Here is an 18075-nt window from a genome sequence, read left to right on the forward strand (position 1 = left end):
CGATCCCGGACAGAAGCAAGTCACCGGCGACAGGACCACGCAAAAAGGGATTGACTAACCGAGGCCCGTTACAGAAGCCCGGGTGAGCGCAGCGACACCCGAGTCTCTTTGCACCGCCGAGATGCTGCCCCCGGATGTCGCTTCGCTCATCCGGGCTACGGGACTAGCTCAGGACAACGAGTCCCTTCGTTCAAGGGCGCTCGTTAATCGATCGCGCCATTTGATCATATTCCTGCGCCAAGTTTCGTCATACGATCGATCCCGGCGTCTGTCATCGTCATCACTCGCGAATATTATCAGCTCCCGATAAATATCATCCATCAGTCCTTCCATCTCCGGGTCGACTGACCAGCGGAGCGATTTCACGGCATCGACATCAATCTCGCCGCCGCCAATTACCGCATTGAGCGCGATGAGCACTTCTTTGACATCGCAGGTCATCGAAACCACTTCCTCGGGTCGACAGCAAGCGTAGCCCGGATGAGCGCAGCGACACCCGGGAGTCTTCGTGCACCGAGATGCTGCTCCCGGATATCGCATTGCTCATCCGGGCTACAGACGATGCGGCTCGTCACTCCGCCGCCGCTCGCTCCGCCTGCGGCCGGACGAACGCCACCACGGCATCGGCGGCGTCCGCGACGAACTCCGGGTTGTCGCGCAGCTGCTCGATGCTGCGTGGCTTCGGGATCGGATCGCCGTCGGCACGCAGCAATGCAAGATGACCACCGAGCGCTTCGGCGGCGTTGTCGATCGCCTGTTCGAAGGTGTCGCCGGCCGAGATGCAGCCGGGCACGTCCGGAAAGGCGACGCCGTAGGAGGTGTCGCTGTCCTTGTAGACCAGCGCCAGATAGCCGGATGATGCGCTCATCGGACCTCCTTCAGACCTGCCTGCCGATAGACCGACCGCACGACCTTCGGATGCAAGTCCTTCTTCGGATGCGGGACGGTCACTTTTACCAGCCCTCACCGGATGCTTGAAGTGGTGGTGACTGCCGGTGGCGCCGACGAACCGCCAGCCATCTGCCTGCAGTTCCTGGATCAGGTCGCGCGAGTCTTTTGGCATAGTGGGGCGAGCAACGAGTTGATGAAAGCACCGAGCCTATGGTCTTTCTCGCTTCGCGCAACGCGACGAAGGACGTAGCAAGGTCGCAGGCCTGGCACGCGCAGCCCGGGTGAGCGCAGCGACACCCGGGGCTCTGTCGCGCCGCCGAAACGCCGCTCCCGGATGTCGCTGCGCTCACCCGGGCTCCAGGTCATGCCTCTTGACAATATTCCTACAAGGATTATAGTCCGCATCGTCCTGTCCGTGAGGGGCGCTTCGCGAGGCGTCGTTGAGCGGGACAGATCGTCGGCCGGGAGACCGGCTGGTGAGGGTTTGGCGAAGCTGCGCAGGTGCAGCGGCGCCGGGCCTGACGCGGCGTCCTGCGCGAGGTGGTTCGCACCCACGTCGTCCGGGAGGCAGAAGGTCGCCGTCCGCCGCTACTATGAGCGGCTGCCCATCGCGAGGCTGGACGGGACGGAACGAGGCGGGAGAAATCCCCGTGCTCCCCGCGCCCGGAAGAACGGTCCCGATGCCAAAAGATCGCCGCTGGTGGGCGCGCCGTGACGGCGATGCGCGATGGATCGCAAGCCATCGCGACAACCACCAATCTGCGCCAAGCGGCGCGCCCCCGCCCCTCGTCGTGACGACGACGGGCGCAAAGCTCGGGCTCGGCAGAGCCGCGAGATCGCGACGCCGTGGCTGTTTGACAGTGTGATCCCGAAAGCGTGGCGAAGCTCGTCTGAGCGCGCATCCTAGCGTCGCTGAGATGCTGTTCCCGGATCTCGCTTCGCTGATCCGGGCTACGCGACGACTACATCCCGCAATCGACCGTGCGGTCCCGGCCTGCTGCCTTGGCCTGGTACAGCCGGCTGTCCGCCAGCTTGTACAGCGCCGCCCAGTCGCCGGCCTCGCGGATCGTCGCCACCCCGAAGCTCGCGGTCACCGACCGCGAGTCCAGGCCGGGAATGCGGCCCTTGCGGATCGCCTGCCGGAGCCGTTCGGCGCATTCGGTGGCGTCGGCGAGCGATGCGTCCGGCAGGAACACCGCGAACTCCTCGCCGCCGAGACGGCCGACGAAATCGCCCTTGCGTGCGGTCCTGCGCAGCATCGCACCGATCTCCTGCAGCACGACGTCGCCGACATCGTGACCGAAGCTGTCGTTGATCGATTTGAAATGGTCGACGTCACACAGGATCAGCGCCGCGCCTTCGGGCGCGCGGCGCATCGGCGCCGCGATCTCCGCCTCGAAGCCGCGGCGGTTGAGCAGCCCGGTGAGATGGTCGAGGTCGCGTTCGCGGCGCAGATCGTCGATCAGGTCGGACACCGCCGCAGCCAGGATCGCCATCGCCAAGGCGGCGCCCAGCACCGCGAGCGACAATTGCAGCGTCTGCCAGAACACCGAGTCGGCGAAGACAAGTGGTCCACCCGACGGCGGCGAGGCGCCGACCGTGAACACGGTGCGGGGAAAGAAGTGCAGCCCGAGCAGCAACAGCGTCCAGAACAGGATGCGGTCGACCACGCGGCCGTGTCTGAGATGCGCAAGCCTCAGCGCGGCGACGCACAGCAGCAGTCCGTAGCCGAAATTCTGCACGTAGATGCGCGCGAGCAGACTGCGATCGACGTAGAAGAAGTAGTACAGCGCCAGGCAAAACGCGGCGAAGATCGCGACATCGATCCAGATGCCGAACGCCCTGCCCGAGCGGATCAGCACGCCTTCGACCGCCGCGATCACGGCGCAGGTGTAGAGCGCGCCCGACACCATCGCGTTGAGGCCGGTGTCGCGCGGCCAATAGAGAATCTGACTCGCCGCCCCGAGCGCGAACAGCGCACACGCCGCCGCCAGAAGAGCGAGATAAGGCCGCCGCCGGTCGTAGCTCCAGGCCGCGAGAAACGCGAGTCCGAACACGCCGATGATGCCTGGCCCGATCAGGGACAACGTAACTCTGACAACCGAACCCTGCATTTCGAACGCCGCGACCTCGCACACTGAAGCCCGCGTGTTTTGCCTTCATCGGCTGTACGAATCCACCACACACTCGGTGCAATTTTAGCCAAGTGGAATGGTGCGAGCCCGCGAGCGCATCTGGTCCGAACGGCGGACGTCCGTTCAGTGTGCCGCGATCCCGTACATCGGGCCGACGGTTTGCGGCTCGCCGGGGATCGCGCGGCCTTCGATCAGCACGCTGATCCGCTTGCCGAGAAAGAACGGCGCGCCCCAGACGAACGCGGTCGAGGCCGGCGCTGCGGCGAGCGCGAGGCGGTCGGACGCGCCGATGCTCGGATTGCGAAGGCGCTCGTAGTTGCCGATCACCAGATCGACCGGGAGCGCTGCCTGATCGCGGCCGATCAGCGTGGCTTTCGCGGCCGTGTCGGCCGCCGGACAGAAACCGGCGGTCTTGACCCGGCATCTGGGAAGCTCGGCGTCCGGCACGATGTAGGTTTCGGTACCAGAATCGATGTAGCTGCCGGCGAACGCCTGTCCCTGATACACCGTGGTGAAACGGCCGTTGTCGCCCAGCAGCAGACGGCGGGCAGGTCCGAGCCGGTTGTTGGCTGCGGTGCCGACGCCGAAGGTCAGCGTGCCGCTCACCATCCGGTCGCCGCCCGGCGCGCCTTTCGGAAAATCGATCACGACGCCGTTGGCGTGAGCCGGCAGACGGGTCACCGGATTGGGCAGGCGATACGCGGCGTCGACCGCTCCGGTCAGCGGCGTGCAGGCGCCGGCATCGCAGCCGTAGTACAGCGGCATCTTGCTGCTCTGCACGCAGGCCTTGCCGCAATCGGTGGCGTGGATGCCGATGCCGAGCGTGCCGTTCGAGGTCGGTGCCGCGCCGCCGCTGGGGCAGCTGTCGGGCTGTGGTCCGGCCGCCTCGCCGACCACCTGGATCGGAATGTCCGGCGCCGTCAAGCTGCCGAAACGGACATCGGCGCGCACCACGCCGCCCCAGGCGCGGCTGCCGACGAAATGCAGGCACTCCGCCAGCGCGCGCCAATCCGGCCCGAGCGCATCGGGCAGACGAAACCCGGCCGGCAGCGCCGACGCCTGCAACCGAAGCCCGGTCGAGCCGGTGTCGATCATCACGTCGTTCACCGTCGCGCATTGCGAAGTTCCGGGCTTGCACACCGTGACGCTGACCAGCACGCGATTGAATCCGCCGTGCGGCGGAAAGCCGAGTTTGATCGGCACGACATTGTCGGGCGATGCGCTCGACGACGCCGCAAACGCAAACGGACTGATTGCAATCAGAACCGCGATGACGGTCGACGCGGACCGCGAAAATCTCATTCGCTTAGAATTGTTCATGGCGTCACTGTGCTCTCGTAAAGCTCTTGCGCGTAGAGCTCTCCTTCAAGCTACAGATCATCGATTAAGCGATGGCTGCATCCATGTCTCGATTGCGAGGGAGCGAACGATCGTGATCCACCACGACATTGCCAAGACCGTCACCATCAGCGCCATGGCGCTGATGGTGGTTTGTCTCGCCCGGCCCGGCCTCGCGCAGCCGCGCTACGAGAACCACGAAGGCGGCACGTATCTCAAGTTCCTCAACGACAGCGAAACCGGAGACCGGCGCGGCGCGCCGCCGACGCTGCTGATGAGTTTCGGCGGAGACCCGGTGCGCGCGGTGATGGACACCGGCTCGACCGGCATCGTGGTCGCGGCGTCGAGCATTCCCGACATCGACAGCCTGCGCCAGATCGGACCGGGCACGCTGACCTATTCGAGTTCCGGCCGGATCATGCGCGGCCGCTGGGTCGAGACCCGCGTCACGATCGGCGGCAGCAACGACCAGAGCGTCACCACCCGGCCGATCGCGGTGCTCGCGGTCGAGCGGATCGACTGCGTGCCGCATCCGCGCAATTGCGAGCCGAGCGACGCGCCGCGGCACGTCGCGATGATGGGCGTCGGCTTCGCCCGCGAGGGCGATCATCAGAGCCAGAGCACGCCCGACAAAAACCCGTTCCTCAATCTGCCCGGCATGGGCACGATGGCGGCGCCCGGCCGCCTGACGCGCGGCTATGTGGTGACCCGCGCCGGCGTCCATGTCGGACTGACCGCCGCCAACACCCGCGGCAATTATCGCTTCGTCCAGCTGCAGCGCGCCGCGGACGGCCGCGACTGGGGTCCGCTTCCGGCCTGCATCGCGGTGGACGGCGGCGCGCCCGCCTGCGGCACCGCGCTGATCGATACCGGAGTCTCGGTGATGTATCTGACCGTGCCGGCGGATCGCGCAGCGGATCGCACCCAGGCCGGCGAGCGAGGCGGCCAGACGCTGGCGCCCGGCACACGGCTGTCGATCCGGTTCGGCGACGCCACGGCCGAGCGCCCGCCGGGCTACGGCTTCGCCACCGGCGACACCGCCAATCCCGCCGCGCCCGAACGGATCGTGCTGGTCGGCGGCGAGAACCGGCCGACCTTCGTCAACACCAGCGTTCACGCCCTGAACGCATTCGACTATCTGTTCGATGCCGACGCCGGCGTGGTCGGCTTCCGCATGATCGATCGCTGACGCAGGCGTTAGGCTTTCAGCCGCTTCTTGTACGCTTCCGGGTCCATGTCGCGGATGTCGACGCTGAGGCTGTGAATGTCGGGGCAGTGCTCGACCAGGGTCTGGCGCAGCGCGACGCTGAGCGTCACCTTCTGCTCCGGCGTCCGGCCGGCGAGCATGAACACGGCAAGATGCACGAAGCTGTCGCGCTTGCCGGCGAGCAGATAGTCGTCGAAGCCGCGCGCCCGCACCTTGATGTCGGCGGCGTGCATCACCCCGGTCGCCGCGGCGGTGACGGCGAGCTGCTCGATGATGCGCCCGACGCGGTCGCGGCCTAGATCATCGGCCGAATAGTCCATCACCAGATGCGGCATCGTCCCTCCGGTTCGCGTCCGACGGTTTCTGCAGGTGGTCTTTGGCGCCTGCGAGCGCGATCAAGCCCGGGCGGCGGATCGACGCAAGCGCCGCGGCGCTCATGGCCGTATGCGTAAATGCGATCGACAGGCTGGTCGCCTTGCGGCAAAGCTCGCCGCCAACGAGACGCTGCACGTTCGATGGAGCCACAATGACGACCGACCGCCCTGCCGATCCCCGCGCCCGCTGGGCGTATCTGTCGCAGAGCGAGCGCGACGCCGCCTACGATGTCGTCGCCGCGGTGAAGAACAGTGCCGAACTGAGCGCCGAGCGCAATGCGGCGTCGGCGCAGGCGCGTGCGACTCTGAGATCGGCGCTCGATCTGGCTTACGGCCCGCGCCAGAGCGCCAGGATCGATCTGTATCCGGCCGACAGGCCCGACGCGCCCTGCCTGCTGTTCTGGCATGGCGGCTATTGGCAGAAGAATTCGCGCGAGCTGTTCGCCGCCCTGGTCGAGGGCATCGCCGCGCACGGCTGGTCGGTGGCGATCCCCGGCTATTCGCTGGCGCCCGAGGTGACGCTCACCGAGATCGTTGCCGAGAGCCGCGCCGCGCTGGATTGGCTCGCCGCGCATGGCGCCGAGCACGGCGTCGCCGGGCCGGTGGTAACCTCGGGCTGGTCCGCCGGCGGCCATCTGGTGGCGATGACGCTGGACCATCCGCTGGTCGCAGCCGGCCTGTCGATCGCCGGGGTGTTCGAGCTCGGCCCGCTGCGCGACACCTTCTTGAACGCGGCGCTGCGCCTCACCGATGCCGAGATCGCAACGCTGTCGCCGCTGCGGCTGCCGCCGGTCGCCAAGCGGCTCGACCTCGCCTACGGCACCCATGAGCTGCCGGCCCTGGTGCTGGACTCGCTGGATCTGCACGCGCGCCGCGACGCCGCCGGCGCCTCCGGCCGGCTGCTGCCGCTTCCCGGCCACGATCACTTCTCGATCCTGGCCGAGCTGCGCCGCCCGGACGGCGCTCTGGTGCAGGCCGCCCGCGACCTGCTCGGCTGATAGCCCGCCTTTGTCCCATTCCCCGAGAAGGAGCCCGCCTTGCCAGATCGTGAGACCTCGATGAAAGCCGTCGTCGTCGACGACTATGCCGCGATTGACCAGATCGAACTGAAACAGATCGCGCGGCCGGCGGTGACGCCGGGCGCGGTGCGGGTCCGGGTTCGGGCGGTCGGCATCGGCTTCGTCGACGGCCTCAAGGTCCAGGGCCGCTACCAGACCAAGGATCCGCTGCCGTTCATCCCCGGCACGGAATTCTCCGGCGTGATCGACGCGGTCGGCGACGGCGTGGCGGACTACGCGGCCGGGCAGATAGTGATGGGCATGGCGCGCTCCGGTGCGCTCGCCGAGTACATCGTGGTGCCGGCCGAGGCGATCGCGCCGCTGCCGGACGGCGTGTCGCCCGAAGAAGGCGCCTCGTTCCGGGCCAACTACCTGACCGCGTATTACGCGCTGGCCGAACGCGCCGCGCTGAAGCCGGGCGAGATCCTGCTGGTGCTCGGCGCCGCCGGCGGCGTCGGCACGGCCGCGATCCAGATCGGCAGACTGCTCGGCGCGCGCGTCATCGCGGCGGCGTCGACGGCGGAGAAGCGCGACTTCGCGCTCGGCCTCGGTGCCGATGCCGCGATCGACTACACCCGGCCGGACTGGCGCGACACGTTGAAGGCGCTGACCCAGGACCACGGCGTCGACGTCGTGTTCGATCCGGTCGGCGGGCCGGTCGCGGTCGAAGCGTTTCGCTCGATCGCCTGGAACGGCCGGCACGTCGTCGTCGGATTCGCCGCCGGCAGCATCCCGGCGCTGCCGTTCAACCTGCCGCTGCTCAAAGGCGGCAGCCTGCTCGGCGTCGACCTCGCGCAATTGCCGCGGCGCGAGCCCGCTGTGCTGGCGCGCTGCACCGCGGAGCTGTCGCGGCTGCTCGCCACCGGCGCGCTGAAGCCGGCGATCGTCTCGTCATTCGCACTGGAGGATTTTCGCGCCGCTTTCACCGCCCTCGCCGGCCGCGACGCGCTCGGCAAGGTGGTGGTGCGGATTGGGCCTTAGCTTCCCTAATCTCCCTCACCGGCACTCTCTGGATGCGTGGGGCTCGACCCGCGCCTCCATCGCGCGCAGGCGCATCGGCTTACTTCACCGCCAGCGACGTCCCGACCGTCGCGGCGTTGTCGCCACCGAGCCGCGGCGCCATCTTCAGACGATGTTCGAGCACCGGCAGCGTCTGCGCGGCCCATTGCTTCAACTCGGGACGTCGCCGTTACTGGCGCAGCTCTGGAACCGTTCTGTCTGTCCTCGCAACCCGCGGGCGGGCGCCCGTTCCTCTCTGCGGCATCGGGTGACCGGGCGACGGAAGGCGCGGCCGGCGCCCCCGACGAAGCGATCGCCGCCGGTCTCAGTAGCCGAGCGCGACGCCGTCCTTGCGATGGTCGGAGGCGCCGAGCAGCACGCCACGTGACCGATCGATCCTGATCGCCTGGCAGCCGCCGATCGCTTGCTCGGTCCAGCGCACGGCGTGGCCGCGGCGCTGCATCTCGTCGTGGATGTCGCGGCCGATCGTGGTCTCGAGCGTCAGCTCGCCGTCGAAACAGAAGCTGCGCGGGCGCTCGGCCGCGGCCTGAATGTCGAGGCCGAGGTCGAGCACGTTGGACAGGAAGTTGGCGTGCCCTGCCGCCTGATAATGGCCGCCCATCACGCCGAACGGCATCACCGCCTGATCGCCCTGCATCAACATGCCGGGGATGATCGTATGCATCGGCCGCTTGCCGGGCGCGAGCGAATTGGGATGGCCGGGCTTGGAGCGGAAGCTCCAGCCGCGATTGTGCAGCAGCACGCCGGAATTGGGCGCGTAGATGCCGCTGCCGAACGGCGAGAAGATCGAGTTGATCAGCGACACGGCGTTGAGGTCGCGGTCGACCACGGTGACATAGACCGTGTCGCGATGTTCGGTGTCGAGCCACGGCTGCGCCTCGCCGGCGCGGTCCATCGTGATGCCCTGCCGGATCTTGCCGATCACGGCGTCCGAAAGAAAACGCGCAGGTTCGAGTGGATGGATCGCCGGGTCGCAGAAATACGCGTCGCGGGTCGCGTACGCCGCCTTGGTCGCCTCCGCGAGCAGATGAATCCGGTCGGCGTCGTTCAGCTTGCCGACGTCGAAGCCTTCGAGCACGCGCAGGATCATCAGCGCGGCAAGGCCCTGCCCGTTCGGCGGACATTCCATCACGGTGAAGCCGCGATAGTCGGCCGAGATCGGCGTCACATGTTCGCAGCGATGCGCCGCGAAATCATCGACGCTGTGCGCGCCGCCGAGCTTCCGCAGCACCGCGACCATCTCTTCGGCAACTTCGCCTTCGTAGAAGCCGGCGCGGCCCTCGCGTGCGATCTTTCGCAGCGTCGCGCCGAGCCGCGGCTGAGCGCGGACGTCGCCAATCTCGGGCGCACTTCCTCCGGGGAGAAACTGCGCGGCGGCGTTCGGATCGATTTCGACGCGCGCGCGAAACCGGCGCCAGTCGGACGCCACGCGCGGCGTGACGCAGAAGCCCTGCTCGGCCGCCTCGATCGCCGGCGCCAGCACCTCGGCCAGCGGCAGGCTGCCGTGGCGCTCGATCAGCGTGCACCAGGCATCGATGGCGCCCGGAACGGTCACAGCCTCGGGCGACGTCGGCGGGATGTCACGCGCCTCGCCGCCGGCATATTTCTCAGCGTCGGTGCCGGCCGGGGTGCGGCCGGAACCGTTCAGCCCGATCGGGCGACCGCCGCGCGGCGCGTACAAGGCAAAGCAGTCGCCGCCGACGCCGGTCATCTGCGGCTCGACAACGCCCTGGATCGCGACCGCAGCCACCGCGGCGTCGATCGCGTTGCCGCCGCGCCGCAGGATGTCGACCGCCGCCAGGGTCGCCCGCGGATGCGACGTCGCCGCCATGCCGTTCTGCGCGACCGCGAGCGAGCGGCCGGTCTTGTGAAAATCGCGCATCGTTGTTCCCTGTTGGATGTCGTTCGAGGCTATCCGCCGACAGCCCGGACTTTCGCACCGCGCCGGGCCAGCCGGAGCACGCCGCTATGCGATCATCGCGCCGGGGGCCGGCGCATCGTGCGGCCCGGCGAACAGGCTGCGGCCGGGGATCGCATCCAGCAGCGCGCGGGTGTAGGCGTGCTGCGGCGCGGTGAACACCGAGCGGGTGGCGCCCTGCTCGACGATCTCGCCGCGGCGCATCACCACGATGCGGTCGGCAATCTCCGCGGCGACGCGCAGGTCGTGGGTGATGAACAGCATCGCCAGGTTCATCTCCTCGCGCAGCTCGGCCAGCAGGTCGAGAATCTGCGCCTGCACCGAGACGTCGAGCGCCGACACCGCCTCGTCCGCCACTAGCACCATCGGCTTCAACGCGAGCGCCCGGGCGATGCAGATGCGTTGGCGCTGGCCGCCGGAGAACTCGTGCGGATAGCGCTCGGCCGCGCTGGGTTCGAGACCGACCCGCGCCAGCAGACGTTTCGCATCAGCGATCGCCTCGGCCGGTGGCACGCCGTAGGCCATCGGCCCGCGTGCGATCGCGTCGCCGACCTTCTGCCGCGGATCGAGCGCCGCATACGGATCCTGAAACACGATCTGCACCTTGCGGCGCATCGCCCGCAAGCCGCTGCCGTGCAGTTCGAGGAAATCCATGCCGCCGAATTCGACCGCGCCGGAGTCCGGCTCGATCAGGCGCATGATGATGCGGCCGAGCGTCGACTTGCCGGAGCCGGATTCCCCGACCACCGCGACGGTCTCGCGCGGACGCAGGCTGAGCGCGACGTCGCGCACCGCCACCACCGTGCGGTGCGGCCGGAACATGCCCTGCGAGGTGACGAAGGTCTTGTTCAGCCCGTGCGCGTCGAGCAGCGGCTCGCCTTCGAGATGACGGTCGATCTCGGCGCCCGGCCGCGTCCCCGGCACCGCCGCGATCAGCGCCTTGGTGTAGTCGTCCTGCGGCCGCCGCAGCACCTCGTCGACGCTGCCCTGTTCGACAACCCGGCCGCCCCGCATCACCACCACCCGGTCGGCGATGTCGGCGACCACGCCGAAATCGTGGGTGATGAACAACACGCCCATGCCGCGCTCGGCCTGCAGCCGGCGGATCAGCGCCAGGATTTGCTTCTGCGTGGTGACGTCGAGCGCGGTGGTCGGCTCGTCGGCGAGCAGCAGCGCCGGATTGTTGGCCATCGCCATCGCGATCATCACCCGCTGACGCTGGCCGCCGGACAGCTGGAACGGATAGCTGCGGACCAGCGTCGCCGGCTCGGGCAGCCCGACGGCGGCGACCAGTTCCTGCACCCGCGCATCGAGCTCCGCACGGCTCGGCCGCGGCCTGGCGTGGATCAGGATCGCCTCGGCGATCTGATCGCCGACACGGGCCAGCGGATTGAGCGCGCTCAGCGGCTCCTGGAAGATCATCGAGATCGCGCCGCCGCGCAGCTCACGCATGGTGTTGTCGTCGGCGTGCGCGAGATCGGTGCCGCGAAACCGGATCGCGCCCGCGCCGATCGCCAGATTCGGCGGCAGCAGCCCGAGCACCGCATGCGCGGTGATCGACTTGCCCGAGCCGGATTCGCCGACCAGACAGACGATCTCGTTACGCCGGACGCTCAGCGACACCTCCGCGACCGCGTGGCTGCGATCACCGCCCCTCGGCAGCGCCACCGACAGGTTTTCGACGGACAGCAGGATATCGTCGTTCATGCGTTGCGCGCCTTTCGCGAGATGCGCGGGTTCAGGGTGTCGTTCAGCCCCTCGCCGACCAGGTTGATCGCCAGCACCGTCAGCACGATCGCGATGCCCGGAAACACGCTCATCCACCACGCCTGGCGGATCACCGTGCGCGACGCGCCGATCATCAGCCCCCACGACATCTGATTGGGATCGCCCAGCCCCATGAAGCTGAGCGCGCTTTCGATCAGGATCGCGGTCGCGATCGTCAGCGAGCCGGTGACGATGATCGGCGAGATCGCGTTCGGCAGGATGTGCCGGAGCGCCACCACCATCGGTGCCTGGCCCTGGCACACCGCGGCCTGGACGAATTCGCGGCCGCGCAGCCGCATGAATTCCGCGCGCGTCAGCCGCGCCAGCGGCGGCCAGCTCACCGCGCCGATCGAAATGATGACGTTGGTCAGCGTCGGCCCGATCGTCGCCACGAGAAGGATCGCCAGAATGAAGCCCGGAATGGTCTGGAACAGTTCGGTGATCCGCATCATCAGGTCATCGACCCGGCCGCCGAAATATCCGGCAGTCGCGCCGATCACCACGCCGATGCACAGCGCCGCCAGCGTCGAGGCCACGCCGATCGTCAGCGACACCCGGGCACCGTAGGCGATCCCGACGGCGACGTTGCGGCCGAGCATGTCCGAGCCGAGCGGCAATCCTTCGCTCGCCGGCGGCTGGAACGGCGCCCCCACCATCTCCCACGGATCGTCGGGAAAGATCGCCGGCGCGGCGATCGCCAGCACGATCACGCCGATCAGGATCACCAGGCCGATCACACCGGTCGGATGAGTCAGGAAGGTCTTCACGCGATCCATCACACTCTCCGCTCAGGACGCCGCACGCAAGGACACCCGCGGATCGACCACCCGGTAGATCGCGTCGGTGAGAAGATTGAGCCCGATGACGATCACGGACATCACCAGGAAGATGCCGAGCATCAACGGATAGTCGCGCTGCAGCACCGCGTCGAAGGTCAGCCGGCCGAGACCGGGCCACGCGAACACGGTTTCGATCACCACCGCGCCGCCGACCAGCGTGCCGGCCTGCATGCCGGCGACGGTGACCACCGGCAGCACCGCGTTGCGCAGCATGTGCCGCACGATAATCTGGCCGCGTTTCAGCCCCTTGGCCCGTGCGGTCTTGATGAAGTCCTGGTGCGCGACATCGATCACCGCCGACCGCATCAGCCGCGCATAGATCGCCAGATGCACAGCACCGAGCGAGATCACCGGCAGCACCATATGGGCGGCGATGTCGCCGGTACGTTCGAGCGGCGTCATCTGGACGCCGATGCTGACGTAGCCGAACGCCGGCAGCCAATCGAGGTGGACCGAGAACAACAGCACCAGCATCAGGCCGAGCCAGAACACAGGCATCGCGTAGAGGAACAGCGACACGATGGTCAGCGCAGTATCCGACCATTTGCCGGCCCGCACCCCGGCCAGCGTGCCGAGCGAAACCCCGACCGCGAGCGAAAGCAGGAACGCGCTGCAGGTGAGGAGCAGCGTCGCCGGCAGCCGCTCCCCGATCAGCGACAGCACCGAGCGCTGCTGCCGATAAGAATAGCCGAGATCCAGCGTCACGATCCGCTTCAAGTAGATCGCGAGTTGCACCGGGTACGGCTTGTCGAGGCCGTACTCCGCGCGAAGCTGAGCCAGCATCTGCTCGTCGGCCGATCCGCTCTGCCCTGCCATCACCTGTGCCGGATCGCCGGGTGCGGCGTGAACCAGCACGAAGTTGAAGGTGGCGATCACCAGGATCACGGCGATGAACCGCGCCACCCACTGGGCGATCGCTAGTGCGATCGCCACGCCGCGGCTACCGGTGATGGACAGGGCCAACGCTCTCATCCGAACGAAACCGTGCCGAAGGTGTCGTGCACGCCGATCGCGGTGGTCACGACGTTCTTCAACCGCTTGTCCATGAAGTTCGGATAGTCGATTTCGAGCAGCCAGGCGACCGGCACCTCCTCCACCATGATCTTTTGCAGGGCGCTGTAGTGCTCCTGACGCTTGTCGTCGGACGTTGCGACCGCAGCCTCCTCGAACAGCCGATCGACTTCCGGATTGGAATAGCCGCAGGTGTTGGAGAACAGGATGCCCTTGCGGATGTTGGTGGAGACGTAGCTCCGCGACACGCCGAGCGCCGGATCGCCGAACTGATAGACCGTGGTCGAGGTCATCGAGAAGTCCCAGTTGCTGAACTTCTCGGCCCAGCCGGCGACATCGATTCCCTGCAGCTGCAGATCGATGCCGACCCGGGCGAGCGACTGCCGCAGGAACTCGGAAGCCCGCTGATGGGTTTCGCCATAGGGCGGCACCAGATAGGGAATCGACACCCGCTTGCCGTCGGGGCCCGGCTTCAACCCCATCTCGTCGAGCAGCGCCTTCGCCTTCTCGGGCGAGAAGTCGTAGGCCTTGACGTCCTTTTCGTAGAACTTCGTCTTCGACGACACCGGACCGGTCGACACCTTGCCGAGACCGAAATAGACCCGGGCGAGCAGCGCCTTGCGGTCGATCGCGTACATCACCGCCTGCCGGAACCGCTTGTCGTTCATCGGTGCGATCCGGTTGTTCATCTCGAGCCAGGTATGCGGCGCGAAGAACTCGTAGCCCTTGGTGGTCATCGTCAGGTGCGGCAGCTTCGACAGCCGCGGCACCTCGAACAGTTCGACGTCGGTCCACTGCGTGAGCTGAACCGTGCCCTGCTCCAGCGCCACCGAACGCGAGGCGGAATCCGGGATCACGCGGTAGATGATCTCGTCGAGAACCGGCTCGTTTGGACGATAATAGCCCTCGTGCCTGACCAGATGGACGTGCGAACCGCGCACCCATTCTTTCAGCTTGAACGGGCCGGAGCCGATCGCCTTGGCATTGGCCGGATTCTTGCGATAGTCGGTGCCCTCGTAGATGTGCTTCGGCACGATCGGTGCGGTGGTGCAATCGAACGCGGTGAGGAACGGCGCGAACGGCGTCTTCAGTTTGAACACCACCGTGAGCGGGTCGGGCGCCTCGGCCTTCTCGAGGCGCGAGAAGGTGTTGCGCGCCCGCGCGTGGTTTTCCATCAGAATCTTGGTGATCGAGAACACCACGTCTTCCGAAGTCAGCGGCGTGCCGTCGTGGAAGGTGATGTTGGGAAACAGCTTGAACGTGTAGGTCAGCTTGTCGGGCGACACTTCCCAGGACTGCGCCAGGCCCGGCAGCGGCTTGAGATCGAAATCGTAGCGCAGCAGGCTCTCGTAGATCTTGCCGCCCAAGGTCAGCGTCGGCTGCTGCTGGTTGAGCGCGGTCACCAGGATCGGCGGCTCCGGCTGGATGATGGTGTTGAGGGTGCCGCCGCGGGTCTGTCCCGCCGCACGGGTGATGCCGAGCGGAATGCCGGAGATGCCGGCCGCGCCGGCGAGCAGGCCGAGCTTGGTGAATTCGCGTCTGTTCATGGGATCCCCCGCGTTACGAGAAGTTGAACTGGTCGATCGTTCAGGATGTTGATGATTGAGGCGAAGGTGGTCCGTGCATCAGACCATCGCCTCGATGAGATACGGACCTCGGCGCGCGAGCGCGGCGTCGAGCGCGCGCGAAAACTCCGACACCGTCGTGACCCGGCTGGCCTCGACGCCGAGCCCCGCGGCCAGCTTGGTCCAGCCGAGCTCGGGCTGATCGAGCTGCAGCATCCGCTGCGCATTGCGTCCCGGCGTCTGCGCGCCGACCTTACTCATCTCGCCCCACAATGTGGCGTAGGAGCGGTTCGAGAACACGATCGTCAGAACGTCGAGGTTCTCCCGAGCGTGGGTCCACAGCCCCTGCACCGTGTACATGCCGCTGCCGTCGGCCTGCAGGTTGATCACCTTGCGGCCGGGGCACGCGACCGCAGCGCCCGCGGCCATCGGAATGCCGATCCCGATCGCTCCGCCGGTGATCTGCAGATAATCGTGCGCCGGTGCGTCGTAGGACAGCTCGAAGAACCCCGACGACGTCAGCGCCTCGTCGCAGATGATCGCCTGCTCCGGCAGCCGCGCCGCGACCAGACGGTTCACCGCATCCACGCTGAGAGCGCCGCCGCTGGTCGGCACAGCGGTCGCGGCCGGAACATCCGATATCCGCTCGACTTGGGCGCCCGCTTCGTCCGCCAGCCACTCCAGCGCCTGCACCAGATCCTGATCGGGCCCCGCCAATCGCACGATCTCGCAGGACGGCGGCGCGAGCCGGCCGGGCCGGTTCGGATAGGCGAAGAACGCCACCGGCTCCTTGGCGCCGATCAGCACCAGCATGTCGGTGTCGCGCAGCAATGCGCCGCCGCCATCGTGCGTCATCGGCAGCTTGGCGATCGGCGCCCGGCCGCGGCCACGCTCGATCCGGCCGTTGGTGCCCTGCGCATAGATCTCCACGCCGGTCGCGCGACGGATGCTGTCGGCGATCCACAGCGGTCGCTCGCGCAACGCGGCGCCGGTGAGCAGCAACACCACCTTGCGCTTGGCGCGGATCGCGGCGCCGATGCGGGCGACGGTCTCCTGCTCCAGTGGCGTCTGCGGCAGTCGTTTGCCGTGAGCGAGATCCGAACCGTAGACGTGTTCGTTCCACGCCATGTCGGCGGGCAGGATCAGCGTCGAGATGCCGGGCGCCATGCTCTGTGCCCAGGCTTCCGCGACGTCGTGATCGATCCGCGACGGGTCGCCGATCCGCCTGACCCAGCGCGACATCGGACGCGCCAGCGAGTCGATGTCGCTGGTCAGCGGCGAATCCAGCGGCAGGTGCTCGACCGCGTGGTCGCCGACGATGTTGATCATCGGCGAATGCGCGCGCCTAGCGTTGTGCATGTTCGCCAGGCCATTGGCGAGGCCGGGGCCGAGATGCAGCAGCGTCGCCGCCGGTTTGTCGCGCATCCGGGCGTAGCCGTCGGCGGCGCCGGTGACGACGCCCTCGAACAGGCCCAGGATGCACCGCATCCGCGGCTGACGATCGAGCGCCGCGACGAAGTGCATCTCCGAGGTTCCGGGATTGGCGAAACACACGTCGACGTCGTGGGCCAGCAGCGCGTCGCACAGCCGGTCGGCCCCGGTCATCGATTGCGTGGCGGAGGTCGACACGGCTGCGATCGCCATCACAGCTTCCTCAGCCCGCACCACTCGGCGACGAACAGCGCAATGCTCAGCGTCGTCTTGCGCAGGCTTTCGAGATCGATGCGTTCGTTGAACGCGTGCGGTCCCTCGCCGTAGGGGCCGTAGCACAGCGCCGGGATGCCGTAGTCGACCGAATAGTAGCGGGTGTCGTTGACGGCGGTCGACAGCCGCGCATCCAGCGGCGCCTTGAAGGCGGCCTGGTGCGCGATGCTGAGTGCCGCTTCGGCGGCTCCCCCCGGTTCGCAGACCGCCGGGTCGGCCTTGAATCCGCTCCAGACCAGCTCGGCCGGATTTTCCGACAGGAACGCGTCGCTGGCCTGCGCTTCGGCGAGGCATTGTTCGATGCCACGCATCGCCTGCTCGGGCGTGTCACCCGTGAGCAGGCCGAGCCGGCAGTCCAGCTCGCACCAGGCGGCAGTGGAGCTCGCCCAGTCGCCGCCCTTGATAAGGCCGACGTTGAACTTGATCGGGTTCTTGACCTGCCCGAACCACGGATCGCGCACCGCCTGGGCATTGAGCTTCTTGGTGTACTCCTCGAAGGCGCGGATCAGGTGCATCGCGGACAGGATGGCGCTGGTACCGGTCTCCGAATAAGCGACATGCACGGGCGTGCCGCGCACCCGCAGCCGGAACCAGACTGCACCGACCTGCGCGCGCGTCAGGGTGTGGCCGGTCGGCTCCGGGATCAGGCAGGCATCGGCACGATAGCCGCGCATCAGGGTCGAGAGCGCGCCGTTGCCGGTGCTCTCCTCTTCGGTCACGGTCTCCAGATGCACCCGCGCGTCCGGCGCGTAGCCGGCGGCGCGGATCGCATCGAGCGCGAAGATCATCGCCGACACGCCGGCCTTCATGTCCTGCGCGCCGCGGCCGATCATCCAGCCGTCGCGCACCGTGGCGGCGAACGGCGGATCGCTCCACAGGTCGACCGGCCCTTCCGGCACGACGTCGATGTGACCCTGCAGGATCAGGCTGCGGCCCTTGCCGTCGCTGTCCGCGGTCGCGACCACCTGCATCGATCCGGCCGGATCGATGTCGTCCATCGGCGCAGCCTTGGGATGGCTGGCGATATCGACGTCGGCGAGACTGAAGGTGTCGACCTTGTAACCACGATCGGCGAATTGCTGCGCCAGCCATTCCTGCTGCGGCGCTTCCTCACCTCGCAGGCTGCGGAACTGAACCATGCGCTGGAGAAACGCGACCTGATCGTCGAAATTGCGATCGACGGCGGCACGCAGGCTGTCGGCGATCGACTCCGACTTGGTCATAGTATCAGTCGCCACGTTTCAGTCT

15 protein-coding genes and 1 pseudogene are annotated in these 18075 nt (G+C 67.6%); 3 read left to right on the forward strand and 13 right to left on the reverse strand.

What is annotated here, in order from left to right; all coding sequences use genetic code 11:
- Positions 1 to 168: 168 nt before the first annotated feature.
- From DWA33_RS18980 to DWA33_RS19000, 5 genes and pseudogenes are all read right to left on the reverse strand, one after another.
- Positions 169 to 441, reverse strand: coding sequence for a hypothetical protein (locus DWA33_RS18980; RefSeq protein ID WP_107344873.1), 273 nt, complete (start codon positions 439 to 441; stop codon positions 169 to 171).
- Between the two features lie 130 nt (positions 442 to 571).
- The gene (locus DWA33_RS18985) at positions 572 to 868 is read right to left on the reverse strand and encodes a type II toxin-antitoxin system HicB family antitoxin (RefSeq protein ID WP_114360086.1); all 297 of its coding nucleotides are present in this window, start codon (positions 866 to 868) and stop codon (positions 572 to 574) included.
- Positions 865 to 1063 (reverse strand): annotated as a pseudogene (locus DWA33_RS18990) (type II toxin-antitoxin system HicA family toxin). The gene DWA33_RS18985 and the pseudogene DWA33_RS18990 overlap by 4 nt, the downstream one beginning before the upstream one ends.
- A gap of 790 nt (positions 1064 to 1853) precedes the next feature.
- Complete coding sequence (locus DWA33_RS18995) at positions 1854 to 2978, reverse strand: GGDEF domain-containing protein (RefSeq protein ID WP_244601343.1); 1125 nt, start codon at positions 2976 to 2978, stop codon at positions 1854 to 1856.
- A gap of 171 nt (positions 2979 to 3149) precedes the next feature.
- Positions 3150 to 4229 carry a DUF3443 family protein gene (locus tag DWA33_RS19000; RefSeq protein WP_167443240.1) on the reverse strand — a complete coding sequence of 360 codons (1080 nt, stop codon included), beginning with the start codon at positions 4227 to 4229 and terminating at the stop codon, positions 3150 to 3152.
- A gap of 229 nt (positions 4230 to 4458) precedes the next feature.
- On the opposite strand from DWA33_RS19000, the gene DWA33_RS25510 reads away from it, so the two are divergent.
- The gene (locus tag DWA33_RS25510; protein WP_244601344.1) at positions 4459 to 5553 is read left to right on the forward strand and encodes a hypothetical protein; all 1095 of its coding nucleotides are present in this window, start codon (positions 4459 to 4461) and stop codon (positions 5551 to 5553) included.
- 8 nt (positions 5554 to 5561) lie between these two features.
- On the opposite strand, the gene DWA33_RS19010 is transcribed toward DWA33_RS25510, so the two are convergent.
- Complete coding sequence (locus DWA33_RS19010) at positions 5562 to 5906, reverse strand: 5-carboxymethyl-2-hydroxymuconate Delta-isomerase (protein ID WP_114360088.1); 345 nt, start codon at positions 5904 to 5906, stop codon at positions 5562 to 5564.
- Positions 5907 to 6097: 191 nt separating this feature from the next.
- On the opposite strand from DWA33_RS19010, the gene DWA33_RS19015 reads away from it, so the two are divergent.
- A complete protein-coding gene (locus DWA33_RS19015; RefSeq protein WP_114360089.1) occupies positions 6098 to 6943 on the forward strand; it encodes an alpha/beta hydrolase in 846 nt (281 codons plus the stop codon).
- 60 nt (positions 6944 to 7003) lie between these two features.
- Entirely contained in the window at positions 7004 to 7984 is a 981-nt protein-coding gene (locus DWA33_RS19020) for an NADPH:quinone oxidoreductase family protein (protein WP_114360090.1), read from the forward strand.
- 343 nt (positions 7985 to 8327) lie between these two features.
- Here the strand turns inward: DWA33_RS19020 and DWA33_RS19025 are convergent, their stop codons facing one another.
- The 7 genes from DWA33_RS19025 to DWA33_RS19055 all read right to left on the reverse strand — a co-directional run bounded on the left by DWA33_RS19025 (position 8328) and on the right by DWA33_RS19055 (position 18065).
- Complete coding sequence (locus DWA33_RS19025; RefSeq protein ID WP_114360091.1) at positions 8328 to 9905, reverse strand: gamma-glutamyltransferase family protein; 1578 nt, start codon at positions 9903 to 9905, stop codon at positions 8328 to 8330.
- An 84-nt stretch (positions 9906 to 9989) separates the two neighbouring features.
- Positions 9990 to 11648: a dipeptide ABC transporter ATP-binding protein gene (locus DWA33_RS19030; protein ID WP_114360092.1), complete on the reverse strand. Its 1659-nt coding sequence runs from the start codon at positions 11646 to 11648 to the stop codon at positions 9990 to 9992.
- Complete coding sequence (locus DWA33_RS19035; RefSeq protein ID WP_114360093.1) at positions 11645 to 12484, reverse strand: ABC transporter permease; 840 nt, start codon at positions 12482 to 12484, stop codon at positions 11645 to 11647. The genes DWA33_RS19030 and DWA33_RS19035 overlap by 4 nt, the downstream gene beginning before the upstream one ends.
- A gap of 12 nt (positions 12485 to 12496) precedes the next feature.
- The gene (locus DWA33_RS19040) at positions 12497 to 13519 is read right to left on the reverse strand and encodes an ABC transporter permease (protein ID WP_114360094.1); all 1023 of its coding nucleotides are present in this window, start codon (positions 13517 to 13519) and stop codon (positions 12497 to 12499) included.
- The gene (locus tag DWA33_RS19045) at positions 13516 to 15105 is read right to left on the reverse strand and encodes an ABC transporter substrate-binding protein (RefSeq protein ID WP_114360095.1); all 1590 of its coding nucleotides are present in this window, start codon (positions 15103 to 15105) and stop codon (positions 13516 to 13518) included. The genes DWA33_RS19040 and DWA33_RS19045 overlap by 4 nt, the downstream gene beginning before the upstream one ends.
- 78 nt (positions 15106 to 15183) lie before the next feature.
- Positions 15184 to 16767: an acetolactate synthase large subunit gene (locus DWA33_RS19050; protein WP_114360096.1), complete on the reverse strand. Its 1584-nt coding sequence runs from the start codon at positions 16765 to 16767 to the stop codon at positions 15184 to 15186.
- Positions 16767 to 18065, reverse strand: coding sequence for an ArgE/DapE family deacylase (locus tag DWA33_RS19055; RefSeq protein WP_114360097.1), 1299 nt, complete (start codon positions 18063 to 18065; stop codon positions 16767 to 16769). The genes DWA33_RS19050 and DWA33_RS19055 overlap by 1 nt, the downstream gene beginning before the upstream one ends.
- Positions 18066 to 18075: the final 10 nt, after the last annotated feature.

Source organism: Rhodopseudomonas pentothenatexigens, from assembly GCF_900218015.1.
GTDB lineage: Bacteria > Pseudomonadota > Alphaproteobacteria > Rhizobiales > Xanthobacteraceae > Rhodopseudomonas > Rhodopseudomonas pentothenatexigens.